Genomic DNA, 24,175 nt, shown 5'->3' with positions numbered 1-24,175 from the left:
TTATTATGATTTTAACTTGAGAATAATAATCAATATGAAGAGTATCTGGAAGATAAAATCCGATTTTTTGGACAAATAATTCAGAACTTGTACGGATATGTTTTAGTGTGATAATCATTAAAATAAACTATCGATACTGAAATAATTTTAGTGATGCAGGCTATAGCAACTCAGTGGAGTGATGGAAGATTAGGAGCAAAACCAAGTATGGCGATCGTCAACATCTGCTAAATAAACCATTACTACTAAGACTGTTACCATAGCATTCCTATTTCAGTTGTGAAAAATATCGGTGTTGATTGTTGACTGTCAACGGTTAACAGTCAATAACCCGAACATCTAATATTTCACAAATCATTTGGAATTGCCATATATTGCTTATTTCCCTTGTTTTTAATAATTTTGATTTAGTCTGCTATGTAATAAATATATTTTCATGTATGAAATATCTGCTAACCACTAAATAGCTAATGTGGGTTTTTTAAGAGCGAGTTTTTTAATAAAAGGAATAAAATATGGCCCACTCGGAAGTGATGGTTTCAAATAACTTAGTAAATGAATTTAAAACTTGTACTCAACTACAATACAATGGCAAATTAAATATTAAAAGTTCCAAGGGCAGTCAATGGACTTTTTACTATCGCTTGGGACGTATAGTTTGGGCAACAGGAGGAACTCATCCCTTTCGGCGTTGGCGTAGACAGATGGTTCAAAATTGCCCTCAAATTGACATTGATAAATTACAGTTGCGCTCCCAAGATATGTCAATGGATTACTGGGATTATCGCCTCATAGAAATCCTGCATAAAAAACAGAAAATCCAAAGGGAACAGATTCAGTCAATTGCTGAAAACACCATAGCAGAACTTTTATTTGACCTAGCTCTGCAAGCAAATTTCGTTTCTGTCACTTGCAATCGTAGCCAAGAAGTTATTTTAGAAACACCAATAAATTTCACCAATGCAGAAATGTCTGTCAAACAGATGCAAGACTCGTGGAAAACGTGGTCAGAAGCTGGTTTAGCAAATTTTTCTCCTGACTTAGCACCTGTTCTGCGACGACCAGAACAACTCCAACAAATAGTAAGTCCATCTGTATACAAAAACTTTGTCAATTTTATCAACGGCAAATTTACTCTGCGAGATTTGGCGGTGAAAATGAAGCAAAATGTACTACCCCTAAGTCGTTCGTTGCTTCCTTATATTCTCAAAGGAATCATTGAATTAGTGGAAGTACCGGACTTACCTTTTGTAGCGTCTGAGGTCAAAAATAACGCTGTTAACCCACAACCAAAGAAGCTGAATACTCCACTAGTAGCCTGCGTAGATGATAGTCCACAGGTTTGTAAAATGCTGGAGGAAATTATTACTGCCAACGGACTAAGATTTATTAAAATTGAAGATGCAGTACAAGCTCTACCAACTCTGATTCAAGACAAACCGGACTTGATTTTTTTGGATTTGATTATGCCAGTGGCCAGCGGTTATGAAATCTGCACTCAGTTGCGACGAATTTCTGCTTTTGCCAATACGCCAGTGATTATATTAACAGGAAGCGATGGTCTTTTAGATAGAGTTCGTGCCAAGGTGGTGGGTTCTACAGATTTTCTAACTAAACCTGTGGTACCTGATAAAGTAATGGGTATAGTACGAAAATATTTACCAACATCCACCGTACCCATTGAAAAACATAAATCTAATGTAGAGGTTTTTAATTAGCAAATTAGTAATTTTTCTTGATGATGAATCATCAGATTGTTTAATTAATTGGAAAATTTTGATTTATCAACATCAGAATGTGAATAGGGCTAGCCATAACAAAAATTTTTACCAACAATACACTTGCCGAACTCAGCGATCGTTAAATTGCTGGGGGTGATGAATAAAAAGTGAGAATCCAAAATTGAAAATACATAATTAGGTGTGGTTCTAAACTACATCTATTTTTTTCATCTATTCATATAATTTTTAATTAAGGTCTTCTATCATAATTGGTTATGATTCCTACAGCCATTGCCCTTAATTCCCTCCCCTTGCTAAGAGATGATATTACACCCTATCGATCGAGTAAATAATATTTATTTTCTAAAATTTTCCCACATATTCAACATCTAGAATAAAAGCATTAAATTATGTTGGTTACGTACTTTTTCTGAGGTTTATACATAAACATTGTATCAAAATTAAATAAATACAAGTTTTTGTATTTCTAGCAATTCTACTTGAATTGTAAAATCTTGTTGGCGGCTAAAGAAGTTATACTGATTATCCTCAATCAAGCAATAATTGAAATTTCAAAACCTAGAATTTTCTGAAGTTTATTAATGCATGAAATTGGAATTAGTATTAGTTATTCTTTAATCTCTGATTGATGTTTGTTGGACAATACCATATTTGTATATATCATTTGAGCGTGCTGATTCTAGATTAAATTCAAAATTTAAAATCTTTAATCTGTGTCCTCAAAACAGGTAGAGTCACTCACATTTTTTCGTCTAGAGTTTAGTTGTGTTCCCATTTTAAGAAAGTTGAATAGGTAGTTGCCATGAATACTGTTTTAGTTGTTGAAGATGGCTTAACTGATATGGAAATAATCAGCCGTTACTTACAACAGGCAGGTTATTCTGTGATTAGTGCCACAAGTAGTGAAGAAGCTCAAGATAAAATTGATAAAAATAAGCCTGATGTCATATTTCTTGATGTAATTTTACCAGGTAAAAGTGGTTTTGAAATTTGCCGAGAACTTAAAAATAACCCTAACACCAGCAAAATTCCCGTAGTTTTTTGTTCTACAAAAAATAGTGATGTAGATAAAATCTGGGGTAATATGTTGGGCGCTGAAGGCTATTTATCTAAGCCAGTCGTTCGAGAAGAATTACTAGAAATTCTGAAACGATTGATTAACTAGTAATTAATTTTTGCTAGTCCAACCATAATAAATGTCACTATTTGAGTTTGTCGTTTATACAGTCTGAAACTGTACTTACTAAATAGTGCTGAATCAAAAATATCAATGACAAAGGATTGCTAGCTTTGGAAACCAAGAAAAAATTTTTAAGTTTTAATTTGGGAGTAAAAGATACAGCCGTAATTTCTTTAGAACACATCACAGAAGTTGTGCAAGTATCATTGCCAGAAATATGTGGAGTTCCTCAGATGTCGAGTTGCGTTTTGGGTATCTATAACTGGCGTGGTGAGATGCTTTGGTTAGTAGATTTAGATGCGATGTTAGGTTATCCTCCAATTTCTCAAGGCTCAAATTTACTTTCAAAAATGATGGCGATTGTTCTGGAAAATGAAAGTAAGTATCTGGGAGTACTGGTCAGACAACTTCTTGATATTGAATGGCTAGATATTAACCAAATAAAACCTCCTAGTGCTGATTTATTTTATCCCAAAATTTCACCTTTTTTGCATGGTTATTTTATTAATGATGCCAAGCAGATGATGTTTAATTTGGATGCAGCTACGATTATCCAAGCTCCCATGTGGGGAATTCAAAATTAATAATTTGGTAGCAAATAAATACCAAATCGATTTTAAATTCCAATTATTTAATTATCAATCATAACAAATTGTGAGGTAGACTCAATGACATTTTTGTATCACAATAACTCTGAACACGAGCGTTTAATCCCTGGAGTGGAAAATCAGAATGGTAGCTCTACTGTAGCCAATATTGCTAGAGATGAAATTTCTTTATTAAATGCCGTCGCTCAAGAATTTAAAACTTGGCGTACACAGTTACATGATATTACAATTCATATGCGTCAGGCTACAGATTTTAATACTCTACTGAAAAGTACTGTAACACAAATTAGAGAAAAAATAGGCTGCGATCGCGCTTTAATTTATCAATTTAATTCCCTAGAATCAGGTAATGTGTTAGCAGAATCTCGAACGCTAGGTTGGACGCCGACTCTGGGAGAAAATATTCCTGGGATTATTTTTGGTTTATATACGAATCAAGATTATTTAGAGTCTGTAGCTATTGATGATACCAGTCAAATACAACTTACACCCCATCAAAAGCAACTACTGGAAAAATATCAAATCAAAGCCAGTTTAACTTTACCAATTTTAGTAGAAGGTAAAATTTGGGGATTATTAGCAGTCAATAATTGTTCTACTTCCAGGCAATGGCAAGAAGGAGAAATTAGCTTACTATATCAAATTGCCAGAGAATTAACCTACAGATTGCATAGCTTTGAATTTCAAAAAGAACTGCAACAACAAACACAAGCGAAGAAATCAGCAGCTAAAGTCATCGATAAGATTTTGCGGATATCAAATGTCGATAAACTTTTCCAAACAACTACACAGGAAATTCGCCAACTATTAAAATGCGATCGCGTAGGTGTTTATCGTTTTAGACCTGATTGGGGTGGTGAGTTTGTCTCGGAATCAGTGGGTAATAATTGGGTAAGAATGGTAGGGCCTGATTTTAAAATGGTCTGGGAAGATACCCACTTACAAGAAACCCAAGGAGGACGTTATGCCAAAGGTGAAACTTTTGTAGTCAAAGACATTTATCAAACGGGACACGCTCAATGTCACATTGATATTTTAGAGCAATTCCAAATGATGGCTTATATCATTGCGCCTATATTTTCTGGAGAAAAATTATGGGGCTTGCTGGCAGCTTATCAAAATTCTGGCCCCCGCGATTGGCAACCTTGGGAAGAAAGCTTTTTAACTCAGATTGGTTTGCAATTTGGTGTGGCTATCACCCAAGGAGAATATCTCGAACAAGTACAGACAAAATCTGAACAACTTTCTCAGATAGTTGAACAAGAGAAAACTGTCACTAAGACAGTCAACCGCATTCGACAATCCTTAGATATAGAAAGTATTTTTAAAACAACTACTCAAGAAGTCCGGCAATTATTAAAATGCGATCGCGTTGTGGTTTTTCGCTTTTATCCTGATTGGAGTGGTGAATTTGTCGCTGAGTCAGTGGGTAATACTTGGACAAAATTGGTAGGCCCTGGTATTAAAATTATTTGGGCAGATACCTACATGCAAGAAAATAAAGGTGGGCGATATACTAAAGGTGAAAGTTTTGTTGCTCATGACATTTATCAAGTTGGTCATTCTCCTTGCCATATTGAGATGTTAGAGCAATTTGAAGTTAAAGCTTATGTAATTGTTCCTGTATTTTGTGGCGAAAAATTATGGGGATTGTTAGCAGCTTATCAAAATTCTGGTTCTCGTGATTGGCAACCTTGGGAAGTTAATTTTTTAGTGCAGATTGGCTTGCAATTTGGTGTCGCAATATCACAAGCAGAATATATGGAACAGCTGCGAGTAAAATCTCAGCAATTGTCTCAGTTTGCCGAACAAGAGAAATCGGTAACAAAGATAGTTAACCGGATTCGCCAATCTTTAGATATAGAAGAAATATTTAAAATAGCGACTCATGAAGTACGTCAATTATTAAGATGCGATCGCGTCGCTGTCTATCGTTTTAATCCCAATTGGAGTGGCGAATTTGTAGCGGAGTCTGTGGGTCATAATTGGGTAAAACTTGTAGGCCCCGATATCAAAACTGTTTGGGAAGATACCCATTTACAAGAAACTCAAGGGGGACGATATGCCCAAGGTGAAAACTTTGTTGTCAATGACATCTATAAGGTAGGTCATTTTCCCTGCCATATTGATATGTTAGAACAATTTGAAGTTAAAGCCTATGCCATCGTACCTGTATTTGCAGGGGAACAATTGTGGGGTTTGCTAGCAGCTTATCAAAATTCTACAACTCGTGATTGGGAACAATCGGAAGTCACTTTATTAGCGCGCATTGGTAGCCAATTCGGGCTAGCATTACAACAAACTGAATACTTACAACAGCTACAAGCCCAGTCAAAAAAATTAGCACAAGCAGCAGAAAGGGAAAAAGCTGCTAAGGAATTACTCCAACAAAGATCGATTCAACTTCTCACAGCACTTAGACCAGCCCTTAACGGCGATTTAACAGTACGCGCACCGATTACAGAAGATGAATTAGGCACCATCGCAGACGCCTACAACAATACCCTACAAGCGCTAAGGCAAATAGTTATTCACGTACAACTAGCAGCCCAAAAAGTTGCCCAAACTTCCAGCAATAGCAATGCTTCACTGGTAGGCTTAACTCATTCAGCGCAACACCAATCTGAACAAATGACCGCAGCTTTAAGTGACATTAAACAGATGGTGGACTCCACTCAAGCTGTAGTGGTGAGTGCCCAGTTGGTACAGCTGGCAGTACAACAAGCTAACGAAACTGTAGACTCTGGCGATACGGCAATGAACTTAACTGTCAAAGCCATCCAAGGAATTCGCGAAACCGTTGCCCAAACCAGCAAAAAGATTAAACGTTTGAGTGAATCTTCGCAAAAAATCTCCAAAGTCGTGAACTTGATTGGTAATTTTGCCACACAGACAAACGTTTTAGCTTTGAATGCAGCCATTGAAGCCACCCGCGCCGGTGAATATGGCAAAGGCTTCGCAGTTGTAGCTGATGAAGTGCGTTCTCTATCTCGCCAGTCAGCAGCAGCAACCATCGAAATTGAAAAATTAGTCCAAGAGATTCAAACAGAAACCGGGGAAGTTGCAGTGGCGATGGAAACTGGTATTCAGCAGGTAGTGGAAGGCACAAACCTAGTAAGTGAAACTCGCCAAAACTTAAATGCGATCGTTTCTGCAACTGCTGAAATTAGTCAGTTAATCGAGCGAATTACCGCAGCAACTCAACAACAAATGACGCAATCTGTAACAGTAACTGCATCAATGCAAGATGTTGCTGAGATTGCGAATAAAACTTTTGCAGAATCTCAAGAAATTGCTACGGTCTTTCAAGAATTATCTGGAATGGCGCAAGAGTTATTAACGACTGCAAGTAAATTCAAAGTCAACTGAATTTTAGATTTTAGATTTTAGATTTTAGATTTTGGATTATGAATGAAGAGGATTTTAAGCGGAGAACCAAGCAGTTAGCATTGCGAGTAATCCGCTTAGTAGAAGCCCTTCCACAGAGCCGAACTAGCGAGGTAATTGGTAAGCAGTTAATCCGTTCAGCAACATCCGTGGGAGCTAACTATCGTTCAGCTTGTCGTGGTAAGTCAACAGCTGATGTCATTGCTAAACTCAGTTTAGTAGAGGAAGAAGCGGATGAAAGTCTTTATTGGATGGAACTTATTGTTGAGATTGGGCTATTGCCACTAGAAAAAGTTAGAAATTTAATGTCAGAAAACACTGAAATTCTAGCAATGACAGTTGCATCAATCAAAACTTTACGCCAGAAAGAAAAAAACCAAAATCAAAAAAATAAAATCTAAAATCTGTCTCGATAAGTTTTGATGTTCAGAAGTATCAAAGCTACACGATAATCCAAAAAAGTTACTCGTTCAATCTTTCGTAAAACTAAAATCTAAAATTCAAAATCTAAAATCCAAAATATGATTACCGACACTTCAATTCGCGAACAAGGATACATTTATTTTCTGGCAGAAGCCCCAGAATTAGTACAGATTATTGAACAAGAATTATTTAGATTATCTGAAGGTTATACCACTGCAAACATTCATAATTTAATGCGGGCTACTCATACCCTCAAAGGTGGTGCTGCTAATGTTGGGCTAGAAACTATCAAGATGATTGCCCATTTTTTAGAAGATGTATTTAAGAGTTTGTATAATCCAAATGTAGTTATTGATGATGAATTACAAACATTTTTAATACAAGCTTATGAGTGTCTAAGCATAGCATTAAATACCGAGCTAATAGGAAGTACTGTTAATAATGAAGAACTACTCCAACGGGCAAGTTCAGTTTTTGCACAGCTGCAAGAAAAACTAGGTGATGCGTTTGGTGCTGAGACTCATATTCCTACTTCTGAGGAATTGGGGTTTGATATTGTACAGTCTGTTTTTGAAGTGGGAGTACAGCAACGTCTAAATAGTATTGCTGAAGCTATCGAACGTCCCCCAACGGATGCTGAATTTATAGAATTTTTACAATCTCAAGCTGAGGTATTTCTTGGTTTAGCAGAATCTCTAAATTTACCTGGATTGGGTGAAATATCTCAAACAATTGTGTCAGCGTTGCGAGCAAATCCCACGCAGGTACAGCAAATTGCAAAAATCGCCCTTGCAGATTTGCAACAAGCACAAAAATTGGTATTAGGAGGCGATCGCACTTCTGGTGGACAAGCTTCTCTTTGTTTGCAACAACTGACAACAGTCGCAAATAATCAAGCTTCTGAAGAATTAGAAAATAATTTGTCTTTTGACACAGTTATATTTAATGAAAAACAATTTTATCAGTTTTTAACTACATCAGATAACAAGAAAAATGAATGCGTCAAACCAACAACAGCTAAGTTTTATCTCAAAGTTATTCGCTACATTTTTGGCTGGTTCCATCACGAAATGGGAATATCAAAATCAGAACTGAGTTTGGCTTTACTCGTTCCTCAATCAACTAAAACAAATCTGCTCAATTATATTGAAAATTGGCTGACAAAATTTTTGGCTTTTGTTCAAGAGCAAGAAGATAGCCAAAGTCTTTGCATTTATCGTAATGGAATTATTTTAATTATTTTGTTTGCAGTTGCCAAATTTCAATATTATATTGATAAATCTGACAATTACCTCACTCTAGTGAAAATTTTGCAAAACAAGATTTATAAATTAGCAAAAAAATATAAAAATTATCCTCCTGTAACTAGCAAAGAAAAAAATTGGCTTGATAGTCCCAAATTACAAAATATTCTAGTTATTAAAGAAGTATCTCAATCTGCATTTTCTGAAACCAGCGATAATCTTCTAGAAGTAATATGGGGAGAAAAATCTCAGGAACAAGTTACTACTGAAGTTGTGAATACTGAGACTGGTGATTCTTTGAGACAGATAAATGTTTCACAGAAAATGATTGAAAATATTACTGATTCCTTTCAATCAATTAATCAGGAAATAGAAGATAAATCGCAACATTACCCCAATAAAAATTCTCGTCAACCTTCTTTTATTAGAGTAAACACAGATAAATTACAAAATCTGAATTATTTAGCAGGAGAATTGCTGATTTTCCAAAAACGGCGGGCTTTGCAAGATGAACAAATCCAAGAAATAATCGAACGATTAATGCAGCGACTTGCTAAACAACAAACAATTTTAAATGAATTACGCGATTTACCATTACAAATACAAAATTTTGCTTCGCAACAAACACCAAATTTTGCAGTGAAGTTTGACTCTCTGGAAATGGATGTATATACAGAATTTCAGATGACATTGCATGAAGCCATAGAAGAGACACTGCAACTCCAAGAAACCACAGAGTCTCTTGAATTGCTTATGAATCAAGCTGCTCAAATCAGTGGTAATAAAGAAAATTTAACTCTGAATATTATAGATAATTTAGTAGAGGCACGAATGTTGCCTTTGGGCAATATTTTGAATCGTTTTCCCCACATGGTGAATAAGTTGGGGAATGTTTACGCCAAACTTGTAGAATTGAAACTTTCAGGAACAGAAGTACTAGTTGATAAAGCGATCGCTGAAAAACTCTACGATCCGTTGTTACACTTAGTACGTAATGCTTTTGACCACGGTATTGAACTTCCACAGATTCGCTGCGAGTTGGGTAAACCAGAACGAGGTTTAATTGAAATCTGCGCCTATCATCAAGGTAGCCAAACAGTTATCGAAGTTCGGGATGATGGAGGGGGATTGAATCTAGAAAATATTCGTCAAAAAGCTGTTGAACTTTATCACATTCAAAGTCAAGACAAAGCCAAAAGCTATGCTGATAATCTAACGGAAGTTGAACTTTTAGATTTAATATTTTCACCGGGATTTACCACTACTAAAAAAGTAAGTGAAATCTCTGGACGGGGTATGGGTTTAGATATTGTGCGTACTCAGATGAACACACTCAATGGTTCAGTTTCAGTTGAATCTTTACCCAATCAAGGAACAACATTCATACTCAAAATTCCTTTTTCTATGACCACTGAAAAACTAATGCTAGTTCAAGCCAGAGGTATTGTTTATGCCTTGCTTTTGGGTAGCATCGAAAAAATATTGATTCCTAATGATGAGCAGATCAAAGAAATTGAAGGTAAAAAAGTTTTGCATTGGAATGTAGACGAGGATGAGACTATGGTCAGCCTGCGTCAACTTTCAGAGTTGCTTTCTTATCATGGTTCATTATTTAATAGTGCTACTCCACATAACACATATAATAATCATGATGTAAATATAAATAAAAACCCAGTACTTTTACTGCGGAAAAATCAAGGATTATTTGCTTTAGAAGTTGACCAAATTATTGGCGAACAAGAACTAGTAATCAGACCTTTAGGAAATGCGATCGCACCACCAAAATATATTTATGGTTGTAGTAGCTTAGCTAATGGTAACCTCATTTTAGTGATTGATGCTTCATTGCTATTAGAATTAGGCGATATCCAACAAACAACACTTGATATCATCGGTTCACCAACAGCCTCTCACGTAAATAAAAAATCTTTGCCAATACCATCAACACAAACTTTATTGTCTACACAATTACAAAATCCTGATACTATAGAAACCCAATCTAGCTATTCTCTAGAATCGAATAATCTAATACCAAAAGTTATCTTAGTGGTAGATGATGCCATTAGTCTCCGCCAAACTATTTCTCTGACTTTACAAAAATCTGGCTATCAAGTAATACAAGCTCAAAATGGTGTAGAAGCTTTAGAAAAGTTACAGTTACATCCAGAAATTCAGGTTGTGATTTCAGATTTAGAGATGCCTAGAATGAATGGTTTTGAATTTTTAAGTAATTTACGACAACATCCAAATTTTGCAAAAATACCTGTGATAATTCTCACTTCTCGCAGCGCTGAAAAACATCGCCAATTAGCTAAACAATTGGGTGCTAATGATTACTTGACTAAGCCTTATTTAGAGCATGAATTTCTCTCAAAAATTAAAGATTTAATTAACAATTTATCCGATAATTCTAATCATTTAGTCATAGCAGCAAATCATTAATTTATTGAAGAAGTATAAACTTGAAAAACTTAGCGTTTGGGTGTAGCTTCACCAAATTTAATTAAAAGAGCGATGGCAATACTCACAATTAAAATTAATGTCATACTCAAAGCTGAACCAAATCCCCAATTTTGAGTTGCTCCCAAAAACTGGTTATAAACTAATCGCGCTGCTGTCATACTCGAAGCACCACCAAGCAATTCAGGGTCAGTAAAATCTCCCAAGCCTGTGATAAATACAAGCATGGAACCAGCTGCAATTCCTGGAAAAATTTGAGGTATAGTTACTTTCAAAAAAGCTGCCATCGGATTTGCACCTAAATCTGCTGCTGCTTCTAACAATCGCTTATCTAGCTTTTCCAAAGAGGCATATAAAATTAAAACCATATAGGGTAAAAGGCTGTAACTCATACCAATTAATACAGCCGGACTGGTATTAAGTAATTCCAAACTAGGGAAGCCAAAATAGTTTAATAAACTATTTAATAAACCACTAGGGCGAAGAATTGTAATCCAAGCATAAGAACGTAATAACGAAGAAGTCCACAAAGGCAAAACAAAGCCTAATAACAGCAAATTTCGCCATCGCTTCGGTGCAACTATAGCAATCCAATAAGCTACAGGGAAGCCGATAATTAAACAAATGGTTGTAGTACCAAAAGCAAACAATAGCGATCGCAAGATTACTTGTAAGTAAAGGGGGTCGAATATCCGGATATAGTTTTTGAATCCATCGGGATTAACCACATCTCCCGGTCGAATGTCTGCAACCAAACTTAACTCAAAAATTATCAAACTTGGTAGCACCAACAAAAGTAATAACCAAATTCCAGAAGGTGCAAGTAAAACTAAAGGTTGTAGCCAATTTCCTCGTGGACGGCGCAATTCTGCTATTTCTGAAATGTCATTTTTTTGAATATCGATCATTCCTCGCTCCTAATTTTGCTAAGTTGATATTTTTGGATTGATGCTTGATTTTAAAAAAATATTTTAAATATAAAAAATTAATTTGGTATTTACCAATCAATTTATATTTCAATTTAAATGAAATCAAAAACTCAATTAGCCACTGGTTAATTGAGTCCAGTAGCGCTCGTAAATTTCTTCAAATTCTCCTACAGGACTGATGCGCTCACAATTAGTTAAAAGTGATTCTGGGGGAAATAAATTAGAATTGTTTTGTATTCGTTTTGGCAATTGCTCGAATCCAGCTTTATTGGGTGTAGCAATATTTAAGCGTTGACTTATTTCGGCTGCTACTTCTGGTTGTAAAATCATATTAATCCAAGCATATGCTCCAGCTAAATTAGGGGCTGTTTTAGGAATTACAATAGTGTCTGTCCACAATGAAGAACCACTGCGGGGAATTACATATTTGAATTTTGGATTTTCTTTAGAAATTTTCACTGCATCTGCTGAATAACACATTGCTAAAATTAAATCTCCACCGAGAATTTGATTTTGCCAAGCATCTGTATCAAAAGAAGCGATCGCAGGTTTCAATTCCCTTAATTTATCGTAAGCTTGTTTAATTTCTAATTCATTTTTGGAATTGTAAGAATAACCCAACATCCGCAATACTGCACCCATTACTTCTCGCACATCATTGAGCAAAGTAATTCGCTTATTAAGTTTGTCTTGATTTTGCCAAAGATAATCCCAATCTTGTGGAGGGTCTTTGAGTTTTTCAGAATTATAAATAAAACCTGTTGTTCCCCAATTAAAAGGAATACTATAACGGTTATTAGGGTCATATATAGGATTAGAAAAACGGGGAAATAAATTTTCTATACCAATTAAGCGATCGCGATTTATTTCTGTTAATAAATCTTTATCTGCCATCTTCTGTACCATATAATCGGATGGGTAAATAATGCTGTAAGCGCTACCACCTCCAGCTTGCAACTTCGCCAGCATCACATCATTAGAATCATACACATCCGCCAGCACTTTCATGCCAGTTTGAGTACTAAAAGTTTGTAGTAATTGTTTGTCAGTATATTGTGTCCAAGTATAGATATAAAGTTGGTCGCTTCGACTATAAGTGGAAGAATTTGCACGTACTTGAGCTAGCCTCCAACCGCAACTAGTTAAAGACAAGCTAGAAAGTGCTGCTACTCCTTTTAAAAATTGTCGTCTTTTAGTCATTCGTTTTCTAGAAAAAAGTTAGTATTGACTGGTTGTTAAAGCATTTATAGCCACCTCAGCTTGTCCAAAAAATACTCTGGAGTACTGGATTAAAAACAAGTCAGCCGATATTATAACCGTGCTAACACAGTTTAACTATGTATTATAGGTAATTTAATATTCTCAAAACTACTTTCAGATAATAAATTATATATTCTTTGTTAACCAAGCGCGAAATGCTTTCATTGTTGCATTTCTGCCATCAGTTTTACACCGTTTCAGATACTCAGGAATCACTTGAACAATAGGTAAGTTAGGGAAAATACGGCTGTTATTAGATTCTATATATTTTCCATTAACCAGTATATTAATTTCTAATTTTTTACCATTCCAGCGCCATAATTCTGGAACTCCTAATACTTGATAATTATTAAAACGAGTGCGCGAGGTAATATCAATTTCGATTGCTAAATCTGGGGGTGGATCTACTGTTAGGTCAATTCTATCTTTACCTCTAACAGCAGCCTCGTTTTCAATATAAAAGCAATCATCTGGTTCTACCCCAGCGTCCATTTTTTCTTCATCAAAAGTTGTAGATCCTAAACTCCAAAATTCAATATCAAGTTCTTCTAGTAAGATTTCTACTAAATTGCCAATAATTTTTTTACCTACCTCATGCTCTGGTAATGGAGCCATTATTTCTAGCACTCCTTGACTGTAAGATATCCGAGAACTGCGATTCTCCCCCAATTCTGCCAAAATGTTTTTGTATTCTGGCCAGGATATACCCTTAATCAATAACTGATGACCAACAGGTACAATTAGCTGCTTGAGTTCAAGTAACATTACTTCCTTGCCTCTAGAGTTAACCCAACTATAGCAAATCTCAATCATTGGCGATCGCTAATATCCCCAACTTCTTAAATGAGTCGTTTATCGCTAATTGATAATCAATTCTAAATTCTGACTTCTCTTTTATGACTGACTAATGGGAATTTGAATTATAAATTCTGCTCCTTGCCTTGGTATTGAGTTACAAGATAAATATCCAGCATGTTTATTTACCACGATTTGATAACTGATAAATAGCCCCAGTCCTGTACCTTTGCCAACATCTTTAGTAGTAAAGAAAGGGTCAAAAAGTTTGGGAAGTATTTCTTGAGCAATTCCCAAACCATTATCTGCAATTTTAATGATTGCCCATTTGCTATCACAAACTTCGGTGGAAATGCGAATTTGTCCTTGTTCTCCTATAAATGATTGTTCTAAAGAATCAATAGCATTAGTGATAAGATTCATAAATACCTGATTTAATTGACCAGGATAACATTCAATTAAAGGAAGTTTGCCATACTCTTTAATTACAGCAATTTCTGGATGATTGGGTTTTGCTTTCAAGCGGTTGTGGAGAATCATCAAAGTACTATCGATACCTTGATGAATATCTACATCTTTAAATTCAGCTTCATCAAGACGAGAAAAGTTTCGCAGCGAGAGAACGATTTCACGAATCCTTTGAGTTCCTATAGTCATGGACTGAAAGAGTTTTGTAAGGTCTTGTTTGAGAAAATCAAGGTCAATAGCGATGATTTCTGCTTGAATTTCTTCTGGAGGATAGGGAAAATGTTGTTGATAAAGTTCTAGCAGATGCAATAAATCTTGAGTATATTCACTGGCTGGAATCAGATTAGCGTGAATAAAATTGACGGGATTGTTTATTTCATGAGCAACACCCGCAACCATATTTCCAAGTGAAGACATTTTTTCACTTTGGATCAGTTGGCTTTGGGTGCGTTGCAATTCGCGGAGAGTATTTTCTAAGTTTTGGGCTTGTAGTTGTAGTTGCATTTCGGCTTGTTTGCGCTCAGTGATATCAGTTGAAACGCCAAGAATTTGATTGATTTTGCCATCAGCACTACGGTTGAATACTGTTTCTCTGGTGTATAGCCAGCGCCATTCACCATTTGCTTGTTTAACCCGAAATTCAAATTCATAAATCTCGCCATCCTTGGCGTTACTAAAATTTTCTAAGTGAGTTACAATTTTTTTCCAATCATCTGGATGAGTAATTGTGGGTAGAATTTGTATTCCCATCTGTTGAATTTGTTGATTAGAATAGCCAAGAAGTTTGCCAATTTCTTGATTGGCGTAAATATTACGCTGTTGTTCTAAATCAAAGATATAGAGAATATTAGGAGAAGAGTCTGTAATGCGTTGAATGAAGTGTTGGCTAGCTTGGAGTGCTTCTTCGGTTAGTTTGCGTTCTGTTATATTTAACGCTGTTCCCACCAGTCGATAAACTTTACCTTGGCTATTTTTTAAAGGATTAATAGTAGTTAGCCACCACGTTTCTTGACCTTGGAAAGTCAAACATTCTTCATATTTGATACTAATACCCGTTTCTATGCAGATCTGAAATCGCTGGCGCACTTCTTGACCTTCAACGTTACCATGTACATATTCTATAGTTTTACCAATCACCTCTGCGTTGTTAATTCCTGTTATCTTTTCTGTTGCTGAATTCCAGCCAGCATAACGCAATTCTTTGTTATCTACAATGTCAATCACAAATATTGGTTGAGTGACACCATCATAAATACCGCGTAGAAATTGTTCTTTTTCTTGTAGTTGAGCTGCGGCTTGTTGACGATGGCAGATTGCAGTTTCTTCTAGCTGCTTATGAACAGTAATAACTTCAGAAAAAATAATGATACCGCCAATTTCAGCAGAGTCTTTGTACCAAGGATTTATTTGCCATTTCACCCAATTGATTGTCCCCTCTCCAAGGGGGAAAATATTTTCTTCAAATTCCTCAATGCTTCCGGCCAAGCAACGTTGATAAATTTCTTGCCAATAGTGGGGAATATCTGGAAAGATTTCATAATGAGAACGACCGATGATGTCTCCATCGCTCAAATTATAATCTTCTCGCCAACGCTGACTCGTCAACAGATAACGCATTTGGCCATCGAATATGGCGATGGCAGCAGGGATAGATTCAATAAATACACCCATCTGCTGTTGACTAAACTTTAGGGAATTGGAAGATTTAGTACTTTTTAAACTGGCAACTACCTGACGCAGTTCTACTAATTCTTGTTGCAGCGATTCGTAGGTATCTTTTTCTACAGAAATCAAATTACAAATCATAGTCTTGTTATTTGCCAGCTAGGGATCTGAAGTTGACATCATTCCTATATTTCCCAATAATCTCTGGCAAACAACGTTCATGACTAAAGAAAAAATCTTAACTGTTGACCGTGAACCTTCAACGGTCAACAGTCAACCACCTCAAGCTGTTGTTTATTTTTTGCACTTCCTTAAAAACTATTCAATAGCTATATTCGGAATTCGACTCCATTCATTCCATGAGCCATCGTAGTTTCGGACTTTTGTGTAACCAAGTAAATATTTTAAGACAAACCAAGTATGGGCTGAACGTCCGCCAACAGTACAATAAGTAATTACTTGTTTATCGGCAGTAATATTTTTGCTGGTGTAAAGTGTCTGCAATTCTTCAACCGATTTAAAAGTTCCGTCTTCATTGAGAGCTAATTCATAATACATAGAAACTGCACCAGGAATATGACCTGCGCGTTCCGTTCCTTGGGGTGGCTGCATAAAAAACCATTCGCCGCTATATTCTTGAGGTGTACGAACATCGACTAAAATGGCATCTGTTTTGCCGATAGATTGCTGGACATCATCAAAAAATGCTCGCAAGTTTGCATCAGGAGTTTGCAGTTGATATTCCGTTGGTGGGATGGCTTGTGAGTCCACTGCTACTGGACGGTCTTCCGACAGCCATTTTTGATAACCACCGTTGAGAACGCGCACATCATTGTGACCGAAGACTTTGAAAAGCCAAAATAACCATGCGCCTGTTGCAGCAAAATCACCATAAGTAATAACAGTAGTCTGATTTGTAATACCAGAATTTTCTAAGAGTTTTTGCCATGCAACTGAGTCAAAATTAATGCGGTAATCAGGTAGCAGAAGGTCAGTAGTAATATTCCAAAAGACAGCGCCGGGAATGTGTCCAGTATTATAGGTTTCTGGATTCATGTCTGCTTGAATCAAGCGGATATTCGGGTGATTCAAGTGTTCAAAGACAAATTGAGTATCAACAAGTACATTGCTGTGGGTGTGTTGGGACATGTTTATTCTTCCAATTGTGATGCAGGTAGAATAATGTCTGTATTACGACCACGCCTAGTCCTCGAACGAGTACATTTAGCAGCTAAGATTATGGTAAATTCTTTACAATCTTTATTTAATGCCATCGCTCATGCTCATGATGAACAAGAATTGCGATCGCAAGTCATCAGTAAATTTAGTGACTATTTCGCTGCTGAACGTTCTGGGATATTTTTTTTCGATCGCCTTTGGCAATTTGAGAAAAACATTCCTCGTATAGTGCGATTGGCATTTTCCTTAAAACATAATCCACTTTTGCGCTACTTAGTTGAACATCACACCGTAGTTCATGAAGAATTATTGTTAGCGCCTGGAGAATGGCAGATTATTTGCCCGCGTTCCGACCACTATCATGTCATGATTGGGCCAGTTGTTGGTAATGGCCGCCTAATTGGCGCTATTGGTCTGACTCGTACTCGAAATACTCCCGCTTTCAATGCACAAGAATTAGCCGATTTAAACGCCTTGTGTCTTCATATATCAACTTGGCGTGCAACATTACAATTGCAATCGAAACTTTTCAATTCTCTGAATGCTAATTCTTTAACACAACGCGAAATTCAAATTGCCGAACTAGTAGCAAAAGGACTAACCAATGCTGAAATTGGTACAATTCTGTGGATTACAGAAAATTCTGTTAAGCAAGCCTTAAAAAGGATATTCCGCAAACTTGATGTTTCCTCTCGTGCGGAAATGGTGGCTCGCCTTTCCTCAAGTATCAGCTTAGTTCAATAATATAGTAGAATTCAGAATTCAGAAGCATAAAAATTTCTTCAACTCTACCCCACTCCCCACTCGCTACTTTTAATCTAATACTTCAACTATATTTTCAACTCCAGCGAAGAAATTTCTTCTGGATTTTGAATCAAATGCCAAAATAGTGCAATTTCACCCACATTATCAGCAATAAATCTCAAGTTTTCTGAACTAGCATCTTTAGCCATTTCCGCTAAAAAGTTTTTAGCAGCAAGAATAGTGTTTTGCCTTCTTAATCTTTTTTCTTGAGAGCATCTATTCATTGTCTTGCCTTAAAAGTATTAAAATTTGGTTTATTTTATCTAATAATTACCGAAATTTACTTAGCTGTCATCAATCTTGAGAACAATATCCATCGGTCTAAGCTTCTTGGATTTTACTTAACTTCATTTAGATATTACAAAGTCAATCCTTAAGAGAGATGTAATTTTAGACTTTATCGGGTTGTATGACAATGGTGTTTGATATGCTTCAGATGCCTAGTTTTAGATCCCCGAACTTTTGAAAAAGTCGGGGATCTCGTTAGTGCAATCAACATCGTTCCTTGGAAGATAATTGCTGCTTTATAGATACCAGGTTGACACTTTAGAGACTGGCTCAAAATTGACAAGTTTATGCGGAATTGATACCAGCAATATTGAAGTTGATAGCAGTAATGTAACCTTTGAGGAAAATTATGAAAACATCTAAGAGATATCTTTTATCCGCGATCGCTGTCACAATTGTTCTTGGTCTGAGTAGCTGTAATTCTAACTCCACCACTAATAATGTTGATAGCCAAACGCCATCTCCCACCACAACACCAAACACTACATTATCCCCAGAACCTATTACAACACCCACAAATACTCCATCATCTCGGACTTCTAGCCAAATTCCTAGTGTTGCTCAATTGAGAGAAAAATCTCCAAATCAAGAATCTACTGGAGAAAATACGCCTTCTTCATCTACTTCTAAAGCTGCTAATACTAAAACTACAGACGTGACAATTTACACTAGTGATGTTCAATGTCAACAATTAGTTCCAGAAAAAATTTCAGTACCAGCTGAGGAACCAGTAACAAATGCTGTGGGTAAAATCATAGAAAAAAGAGATACAAGTGACTTTAGCTTGTCTGGGTATCGTGTCAACGTCAAAAATGGCGTTGCTACAGTTGATTTGCGGATATCTCCTGAGTCAAAGCGACAAATAGCTTCTCTTTCTAGTTGCGAACAATTTGCTTTGTTTGGTAGTCTTCGCAAAACTTTAACAAGTAATGCCGCATGGAATATTAAAGAAGTTCGCTTCACTGAGCGGGGTCAAGACATTGTTCTCTAGGCCAAATAATCCTACACTGACTTTCATTTGTGCAGTGTAGGATTAGTTTGATAAGCGTTAGCGAAGCTTTGCCCTTCGCGGTAGCGTCTCTGAAAGAGAAGGCATCACCAGTTGCAAAAAAGTGTGTATTTTAGTCAATTGAAAACAGCTATAAATAATGATATGCTGTACAGTAATATTAAAGTTTTGGCTAAAAGCTGCTAGCGGGTGTAATTCAGTGGTAGAATGTCACCTTCCCAAGGTGAACGTCGTGGGTTCGAGTCCCATCGCCCGCTTTAAAATTTGTACATTAACTAATTATTTGTCATTGTTAACGCATTAATGTCACTTTTAACAAATTAATGTCACGCTTAACGAATTAATGTCCTCTTCAACAACCAACTTCCCTTTGTTCTATCCTGAGCCTAAAATTATCAACTCAAACTTTGATCTAGCCTGTATAAGAATAAAAATTGGGAAGGTGACATTCCTTTCAACCCACCTTTTTATTTTGAAACTTTACATAGTAGAGTTTATCTCAACTAGCTCTTCATTGCAGAAACATTGGAAATGACAGCTCCCTAGTGCGAAAAAACTTTACCCACTTTTCAACCCGCCTCAGCTGTGAGGAATATTGAAACTAATACCAGCGATTTTAAGCTGTACCCTTGCTGGCTCTTTCAACCCGCCTCAAGCTGTAAGGGGTATTGAAACTCCAGCGCCTCAAATCCTTTACTAGCAAAAACTCCATAAACTTGCTATCTTTCCTTCGGTGAATTGTGAAGTTCGTCAACAGTATCGATTGCTACAAAAACCCCTTTACTGAAAAATTAACTCTAGGCGAGCTTTTTTTAGATTTTATAAGGCTAAATAAAAAAAAGACATAAAAGTTTTATATATGTCATCAAAAATCAAATTCTTTTTAAAAATAAAAACTATATTTTTATTTTTATATCAATAGCGTCGAAAAATTGATAATTTTGAAATACAAAAATCATACATTTTTGTCACTTTTGCAATTATTTAAACATTGAAATTATCAAATAAATTAGAAATTATGGTAATTAGATGAGGCAATTTCAAATCTCATCTAACCAATACAACTTTATTTAGGAGTTTCAAAATGGCTGAAATTAACATCAATAATCTAGATATCGATATCATTCGTGCTTGGAAAGACGAAGAGTATCTCAATAGCCTGAGTGAAGAGCAGCGATCGCACTTACCTGAAAATCCAGCAGGAATAATTGAACTGTCCAATGAGGATATGGGTTCTGTAGTAGGAGGAGGAAGTATCTACTGCTGTGGTGGTATAGTCAGCAACATTTTTACCAACCCTGTAGCCGAATAGGATAACACCAAAAACGATGGGTGGGTTTTTTGACTCACCCTTTTTCTTTGCTAATAGAACCTTGTTAACAGAAGACTAAGACTATGCATGAAGTATCTTTTCAAGAATCTGCCTGGTACAGAGCCATACCCTTAAGTGAACGCATTGCACTACTGAGAAACATACAGCAGGCGATACCGAATCTTGATATCAATACAGATTTTGCCCAGCGACTGATGCAGCGATGGAAATCACAATCCCCCTTTACAAATGATTCTTGTTTTGCCCAACGTCTGGTAACAGATGAAATTACTGAAGAGGAATTGTTTTACCTTCTGGGTGAGCCAATTGATGCTTTGAAAAATCGTTTTCCAGATGCCCCAAATTGGTTGATAGAGTTAGCTGAGGCATTTTCTAATCCTACTTGCTTGAATGCCAAAATAACTATTGAACCAGAAAAAACAAAAGATAAGGGAAAAGTAGAGTTTTTGTATGCCATTTCGCCGCTAATTATCCAAGGAATTGACCGCTTGCATCAAGGAATTCAGGAGATCATCCAGATACGATCTAATTTGCCTTTTGACCCCAGTACTGTCGAAGATTTGTTGTTTACCAATCTAAAAGGGCAATTGCTCTGGATGTTGAGTCGGACAATGATTTTAGAACTAAATGTGGCTCGCCTGCAAGGACTATTAAAAGGTGAAACACCAGAGGAGCGGTTTCAAAGCTTTTTACAACACCTACAACAGCCTGAGGTGGTGATTCCCCTGTTGCAGGAGTATCCAGTTCTTGCCCGTCAACTTGTAATTAGCATTGAACGTTGGGTTAGTTTTAGTCTGCAATTTCTCCAACACCTCTGTAACGATTGGGATGCTATCTGCACTACTTTTAGTTCAAAAACAGAACCAGGCTTACTCGTGCAGATAGATGGCGGGAGAGGCGACACGCATCGTGGCGGACGTAGCGTACTAATTGCAAAATTTAGCTCTGGTTTCCAAATTGTTTATAAACCCAAACCTCTAGCTGTTGATGTCCATTTTCAGCAACTCCTAGAATGGCTAAATCAGCGTGGCAATCATCCATCATTCCGCACTCTAAAAATTATAAATCAAGGCACCTATGGGTGGGTTGAATTTTTTGCTGTTCAAACCTGTACTAACTCAGAAGAAATTCAGCGCTTTTATGAAAGGCAGGGTGCTTACTTGGCACTCTTGTATGCTCTTGAAGCAACCGACTTTCATAATGAAAACCTAATTGCTACTGGCGAGAATCCAATTTTAATTGACCTGGAATCTCTTTTCCATCCTCGTATTGAAAATTTCGACATTAAAAAATCTGACGAACTTGCTATTAATACAATAAATTATTCTGTTTTACGTGTTGGCTTACTGCCCCAACGCCTTTGGGTAAATGCTGAGTCTGAGGGGATTGAGCTTAGTGGCTTGGGGGGAAAAAAGGGGCAACTAACGCCTACTGCTATCCAGTATTCAGAAGCAACTGGAACCGATCAAATGCGGGTAGCTCGTAAGAGGAAGCCAATCCAGGGCAGCCACAATCAACCTACCTTGAATGAGTCCGAAGTTAATGTATTAGACTACACTGAAGCAATTGTTACTGGCTTCACTAGTATTTATCAGTTATTATTACGACACAGAAATGAGTTGTTGTCAGAAAACAGCCCTTTGGCTTGTTTTGCCTCTGATGAAGTGCGGTTTATCCTGCGACCAACTCAAACCTATGGTTTGTTGCTGCATGAGAGTTTTCACCCTGATTTGTTACGAAATGCTCTAGATCGGGATCGCTTTTTCGACCGACTTTGGAGAGGAATTGAGCAAAACCCCTATTTAGCAAAGGTGATTCCGGCTGAACGCAACGAACTTTGGGAAGGTGACATTCCCATGTTTTCCACTCGCCCTAATTCACGGGATATTTGGACGAGTTATGATGAGCGAATTCCTGAGTTTTTCCACGAATCAGGGATGACTCTAGTGAAAAATCGTCTCCAGGAACTCAGTGAAGCTGATTTAAGAGAGCAGCTATGGTTTATTCGTGCTTCTCTTACTACATTAGCTATGGTAGGAGAACAAGGAAAATGGCCCAGTTACCATCTGAGGGAACCGCAAAATAGTGCTAACCGAGAGCAACTGTTGGCAGCTGCACAGGCAGTTGGCGATCGCTTAGAGACGCTGGCATTGCGGGGTGAGCACGATGCCTCTTGGATTGGCTTGATGCTTTTAAATCAAAAGCATTGGACTCTAACTCCCTTGGGCATAGAACTCTATCATGGTCTACCAGGGGTTATTCTATTCCTTGCCTATCTTGGCACTGTTACCAACCAGAAACGTTACACTGAACTGGCAAGAGCAGCATTGATAACGTTGCAACGTCAGATAGAAAATAACAAAGTATCCATCACATCAATCGGTGGTTTTGAAGGATGGGGAGGAGTAATTTATACTCTGACTCATCTAGGCGTGTTGTGGAACGATCCCGATATCTTGAATCAGGCTGAATTATTAGGAGAAACTCTCGCTAATTTGATTGAAAAAACCGAAAAATTAGATATTATTGGTGGTGCAGCTGGGTGTATTGCTAGTTTAATCAGCTTGTATCGTTGTCGCCCTTCTCAACCTATACTTACTGCTGCTATTGAGTGTGGTAACAAAATTGTTTCTCATGCTCAAAACATGGAGCAAGGTGGTAGTTGGCTGCAAAAAGATGTGGAAGAAAAACCGCTATCTGGATTTTCTCATGGTGCAGCTGGGATGTCGTGGGCATTACTAGAATTAGAATCTTTGACAGGTGATTTGCGCTTTCGCACAACGGCTTTATCTGCAATTGAGTACGAGCGTAGTCTTTTTTGCCCTGATGTGAAAAATTGGACTGACCTTCGCTATGTTTCTGGTTCATCTGCTCTGAGCTATGTTTCCAGTTTGCCGGATCTCAAGTATTTTCCTAATGCGATTTTGTCAGACAATAAGAATTACCAGCATATATGTATGATGGCTTGGTGTCATGGTGCCCCAGGCATTGGACTAGCTCGCCTACGTTGTCTTCAGCATTTAGATGATACCGCAATCAGGGCAGAAATTAAAACAGCTCTTCAAAGCACACTGGTTCACGGCTTTGGTCATAACCACTCTCTTTGTCACGGCGACTTGGGGAATTTGGAATTGCTCCTGCAAGCTAGCTTAACCCTTGATGAACCACAGTGGAAAACTCAAGTTGACCGCCTTGCTGCCATAATCCTCGAAAGCATTGATAAACATGGCTGGCTGTGCGGCGTTCCTTTGGGGGTTGAAACACCTGGGCTGATGACAGGTCTCGCAGGCATCGGTTATGGATTACTACGACTAGCAGAACCAGAGCGTGTTCCCTCACTGCTGGTGCTGGAGCCTCCAAAGCTTAATAAATAATAGCGCATACAACAATACGGTTCACTT

General features: G+C 37.1%; 16 protein-coding genes and 1 tRNA gene. 11 read left to right on the top strand and 6 right to left on the bottom strand.

Annotated features, from left to right (window positions below):
- The first annotated feature begins 515 nt into the window (after window positions 1-515).
- From VF06_RS16930 to VF06_RS16905, 6 genes are all read left to right on the top strand, one after another.
- Window positions 516-1,718: a response regulator gene (locus VF06_RS16930; protein WP_099070047.1), complete on the top strand. Its 1,203-nt coding sequence runs from the start codon at window positions 516-518 to the stop codon at window positions 1,716-1,718.
- Window positions 1,719-2,544: 826 nt separating this feature from the next.
- Complete coding sequence (locus VF06_RS16925) at window positions 2,545-2,907, top strand: response regulator transcription factor (RefSeq protein ID WP_099070046.1); 363 nt, start codon at window positions 2,545-2,547, stop codon at window positions 2,905-2,907.
- A 125-nt stretch (window positions 2,908-3,032) separates the two neighbouring features.
- Complete coding sequence (locus VF06_RS16920) at window positions 3,033-3,506, top strand: chemotaxis protein CheW (protein ID WP_099070056.1); 474 nt, start codon at window positions 3,033-3,035, stop codon at window positions 3,504-3,506.
- An 84-nt stretch (window positions 3,507-3,590) separates the two neighbouring features.
- Window positions 3,591-6,899, top strand: coding sequence for a GAF domain-containing protein (locus VF06_RS16915; protein WP_099070045.1), 3,309 nt, complete (start codon window positions 3,591-3,593; stop codon window positions 6,897-6,899).
- Between the two features lie 38 nt (window positions 6,900-6,937).
- Window positions 6,938-7,318: a four helix bundle protein gene (locus VF06_RS16910; RefSeq protein WP_099070044.1), complete on the top strand. Its 381-nt coding sequence runs from the start codon at window positions 6,938-6,940 to the stop codon at window positions 7,316-7,318.
- 120 nt (window positions 7,319-7,438) lie between these two features.
- Window positions 7,439-11,026, top strand: coding sequence for a hybrid sensor histidine kinase/response regulator (locus VF06_RS16905; protein ID WP_099070043.1), 3,588 nt, complete (start codon window positions 7,439-7,441; stop codon window positions 11,024-11,026).
- 29 nt (window positions 11,027-11,055) lie between these two features.
- Here the strand turns inward: VF06_RS16905 and VF06_RS16900 are convergent, their stop codons facing one another.
- From VF06_RS16900 to VF06_RS16880, 5 genes are all read right to left on the bottom strand, one after another.
- On the bottom strand, window positions 11,056-11,952 hold the full coding sequence (locus VF06_RS16900) for an ABC transporter permease (RefSeq protein WP_099070042.1): 897 nt from the start codon (window positions 11,950-11,952) through the stop codon (window positions 11,056-11,058).
- A 135-nt stretch (window positions 11,953-12,087) separates the two neighbouring features.
- Window positions 12,088-13,173 carry an ABC transporter substrate-binding protein gene (locus VF06_RS16895; RefSeq protein ID WP_099070041.1) on the bottom strand — a complete coding sequence of 362 codons (1,086 nt, stop codon included), beginning with the start codon at window positions 13,171-13,173 and terminating at the stop codon, window positions 12,088-12,090.
- 186 nt (window positions 13,174-13,359) lie between these two features.
- The gene (locus tag VF06_RS16890; protein ID WP_099070040.1) at window positions 13,360-13,998 is read right to left on the bottom strand and encodes a Uma2 family endonuclease; all 639 of its coding nucleotides are present in this window, start codon (window positions 13,996-13,998) and stop codon (window positions 13,360-13,362) included.
- Window positions 13,999-14,127: 129 nt separating this feature from the next.
- The gene (locus VF06_RS16885) at window positions 14,128-16,302 is read right to left on the bottom strand and encodes a PAS domain S-box protein (RefSeq protein ID WP_099070039.1); all 2,175 of its coding nucleotides are present in this window, start codon (window positions 16,300-16,302) and stop codon (window positions 14,128-14,130) included.
- 177 nt (window positions 16,303-16,479) lie between these two features.
- A complete protein-coding gene (locus tag VF06_RS16880) occupies window positions 16,480-17,310 on the bottom strand; it encodes a sulfurtransferase (RefSeq protein ID WP_180267301.1) in 831 nt (276 codons plus the stop codon).
- 90 nt (window positions 17,311-17,400) lie between these two features.
- Here VF06_RS16880 and VF06_RS16875 point away from each other — a divergent pair, with 90 nt between their 5' ends.
- Complete coding sequence (locus tag VF06_RS16875; RefSeq protein ID WP_099070055.1) at window positions 17,401-18,084, top strand: helix-turn-helix transcriptional regulator; 684 nt, start codon at window positions 17,401-17,403, stop codon at window positions 18,082-18,084.
- Between the two features lie 86 nt (window positions 18,085-18,170).
- Here the strand turns inward: VF06_RS16875 and VF06_RS16870 are convergent, their stop codons facing one another.
- The gene (locus VF06_RS16870) at window positions 18,171-18,368 is read right to left on the bottom strand and encodes a hypothetical protein (RefSeq protein WP_099070037.1); all 198 of its coding nucleotides are present in this window, start codon (window positions 18,366-18,368) and stop codon (window positions 18,171-18,173) included.
- Window positions 18,369-18,781: 413 nt separating this feature from the next.
- On the opposite strand from VF06_RS16870, the gene VF06_RS16865 reads away from it, so the two are divergent.
- From VF06_RS16865 to VF06_RS16850, 4 genes are all read left to right on the top strand, one after another.
- A complete protein-coding gene (locus VF06_RS16865; RefSeq protein ID WP_244918057.1) occupies window positions 18,782-19,423 on the top strand; it encodes a sporulation/spore germination protein in 642 nt (213 codons plus the stop codon).
- A 203-nt stretch (window positions 19,424-19,626) separates the two neighbouring features.
- Window positions 19,627-19,698 (top strand) — tRNA-Gly (locus tag VF06_RS16860).
- 827 nt (window positions 19,699-20,525) lie between these two features.
- A complete protein-coding gene (locus VF06_RS16855; RefSeq protein WP_099070035.1) occupies window positions 20,526-20,753 on the top strand; it encodes a mersacidin/lichenicidin family type 2 lantibiotic in 228 nt (75 codons plus the stop codon).
- 83 nt (window positions 20,754-20,836) lie between these two features.
- The gene (locus VF06_RS16850) at window positions 20,837-24,148 is read left to right on the top strand and encodes a type 2 lanthipeptide synthetase LanM family protein (protein ID WP_099070034.1); all 3,312 of its coding nucleotides are present in this window, start codon (window positions 20,837-20,839) and stop codon (window positions 24,146-24,148) included.
- Window positions 24,149-24,175: the final 27 nt, after the last annotated feature.

This window comes from Nostoc linckia z4, from assembly GCF_002608075.1.
In the GTDB taxonomy this organism is placed as follows: Bacteria; Cyanobacteriota; Cyanobacteriia; order Cyanobacteriales; family Nostocaceae; genus Nostoc; species Nostoc linckia.
Note: the sequence above shows the minus strand (reverse complement) of the source record. Positions and strands in the feature narration are given on the sequence as shown.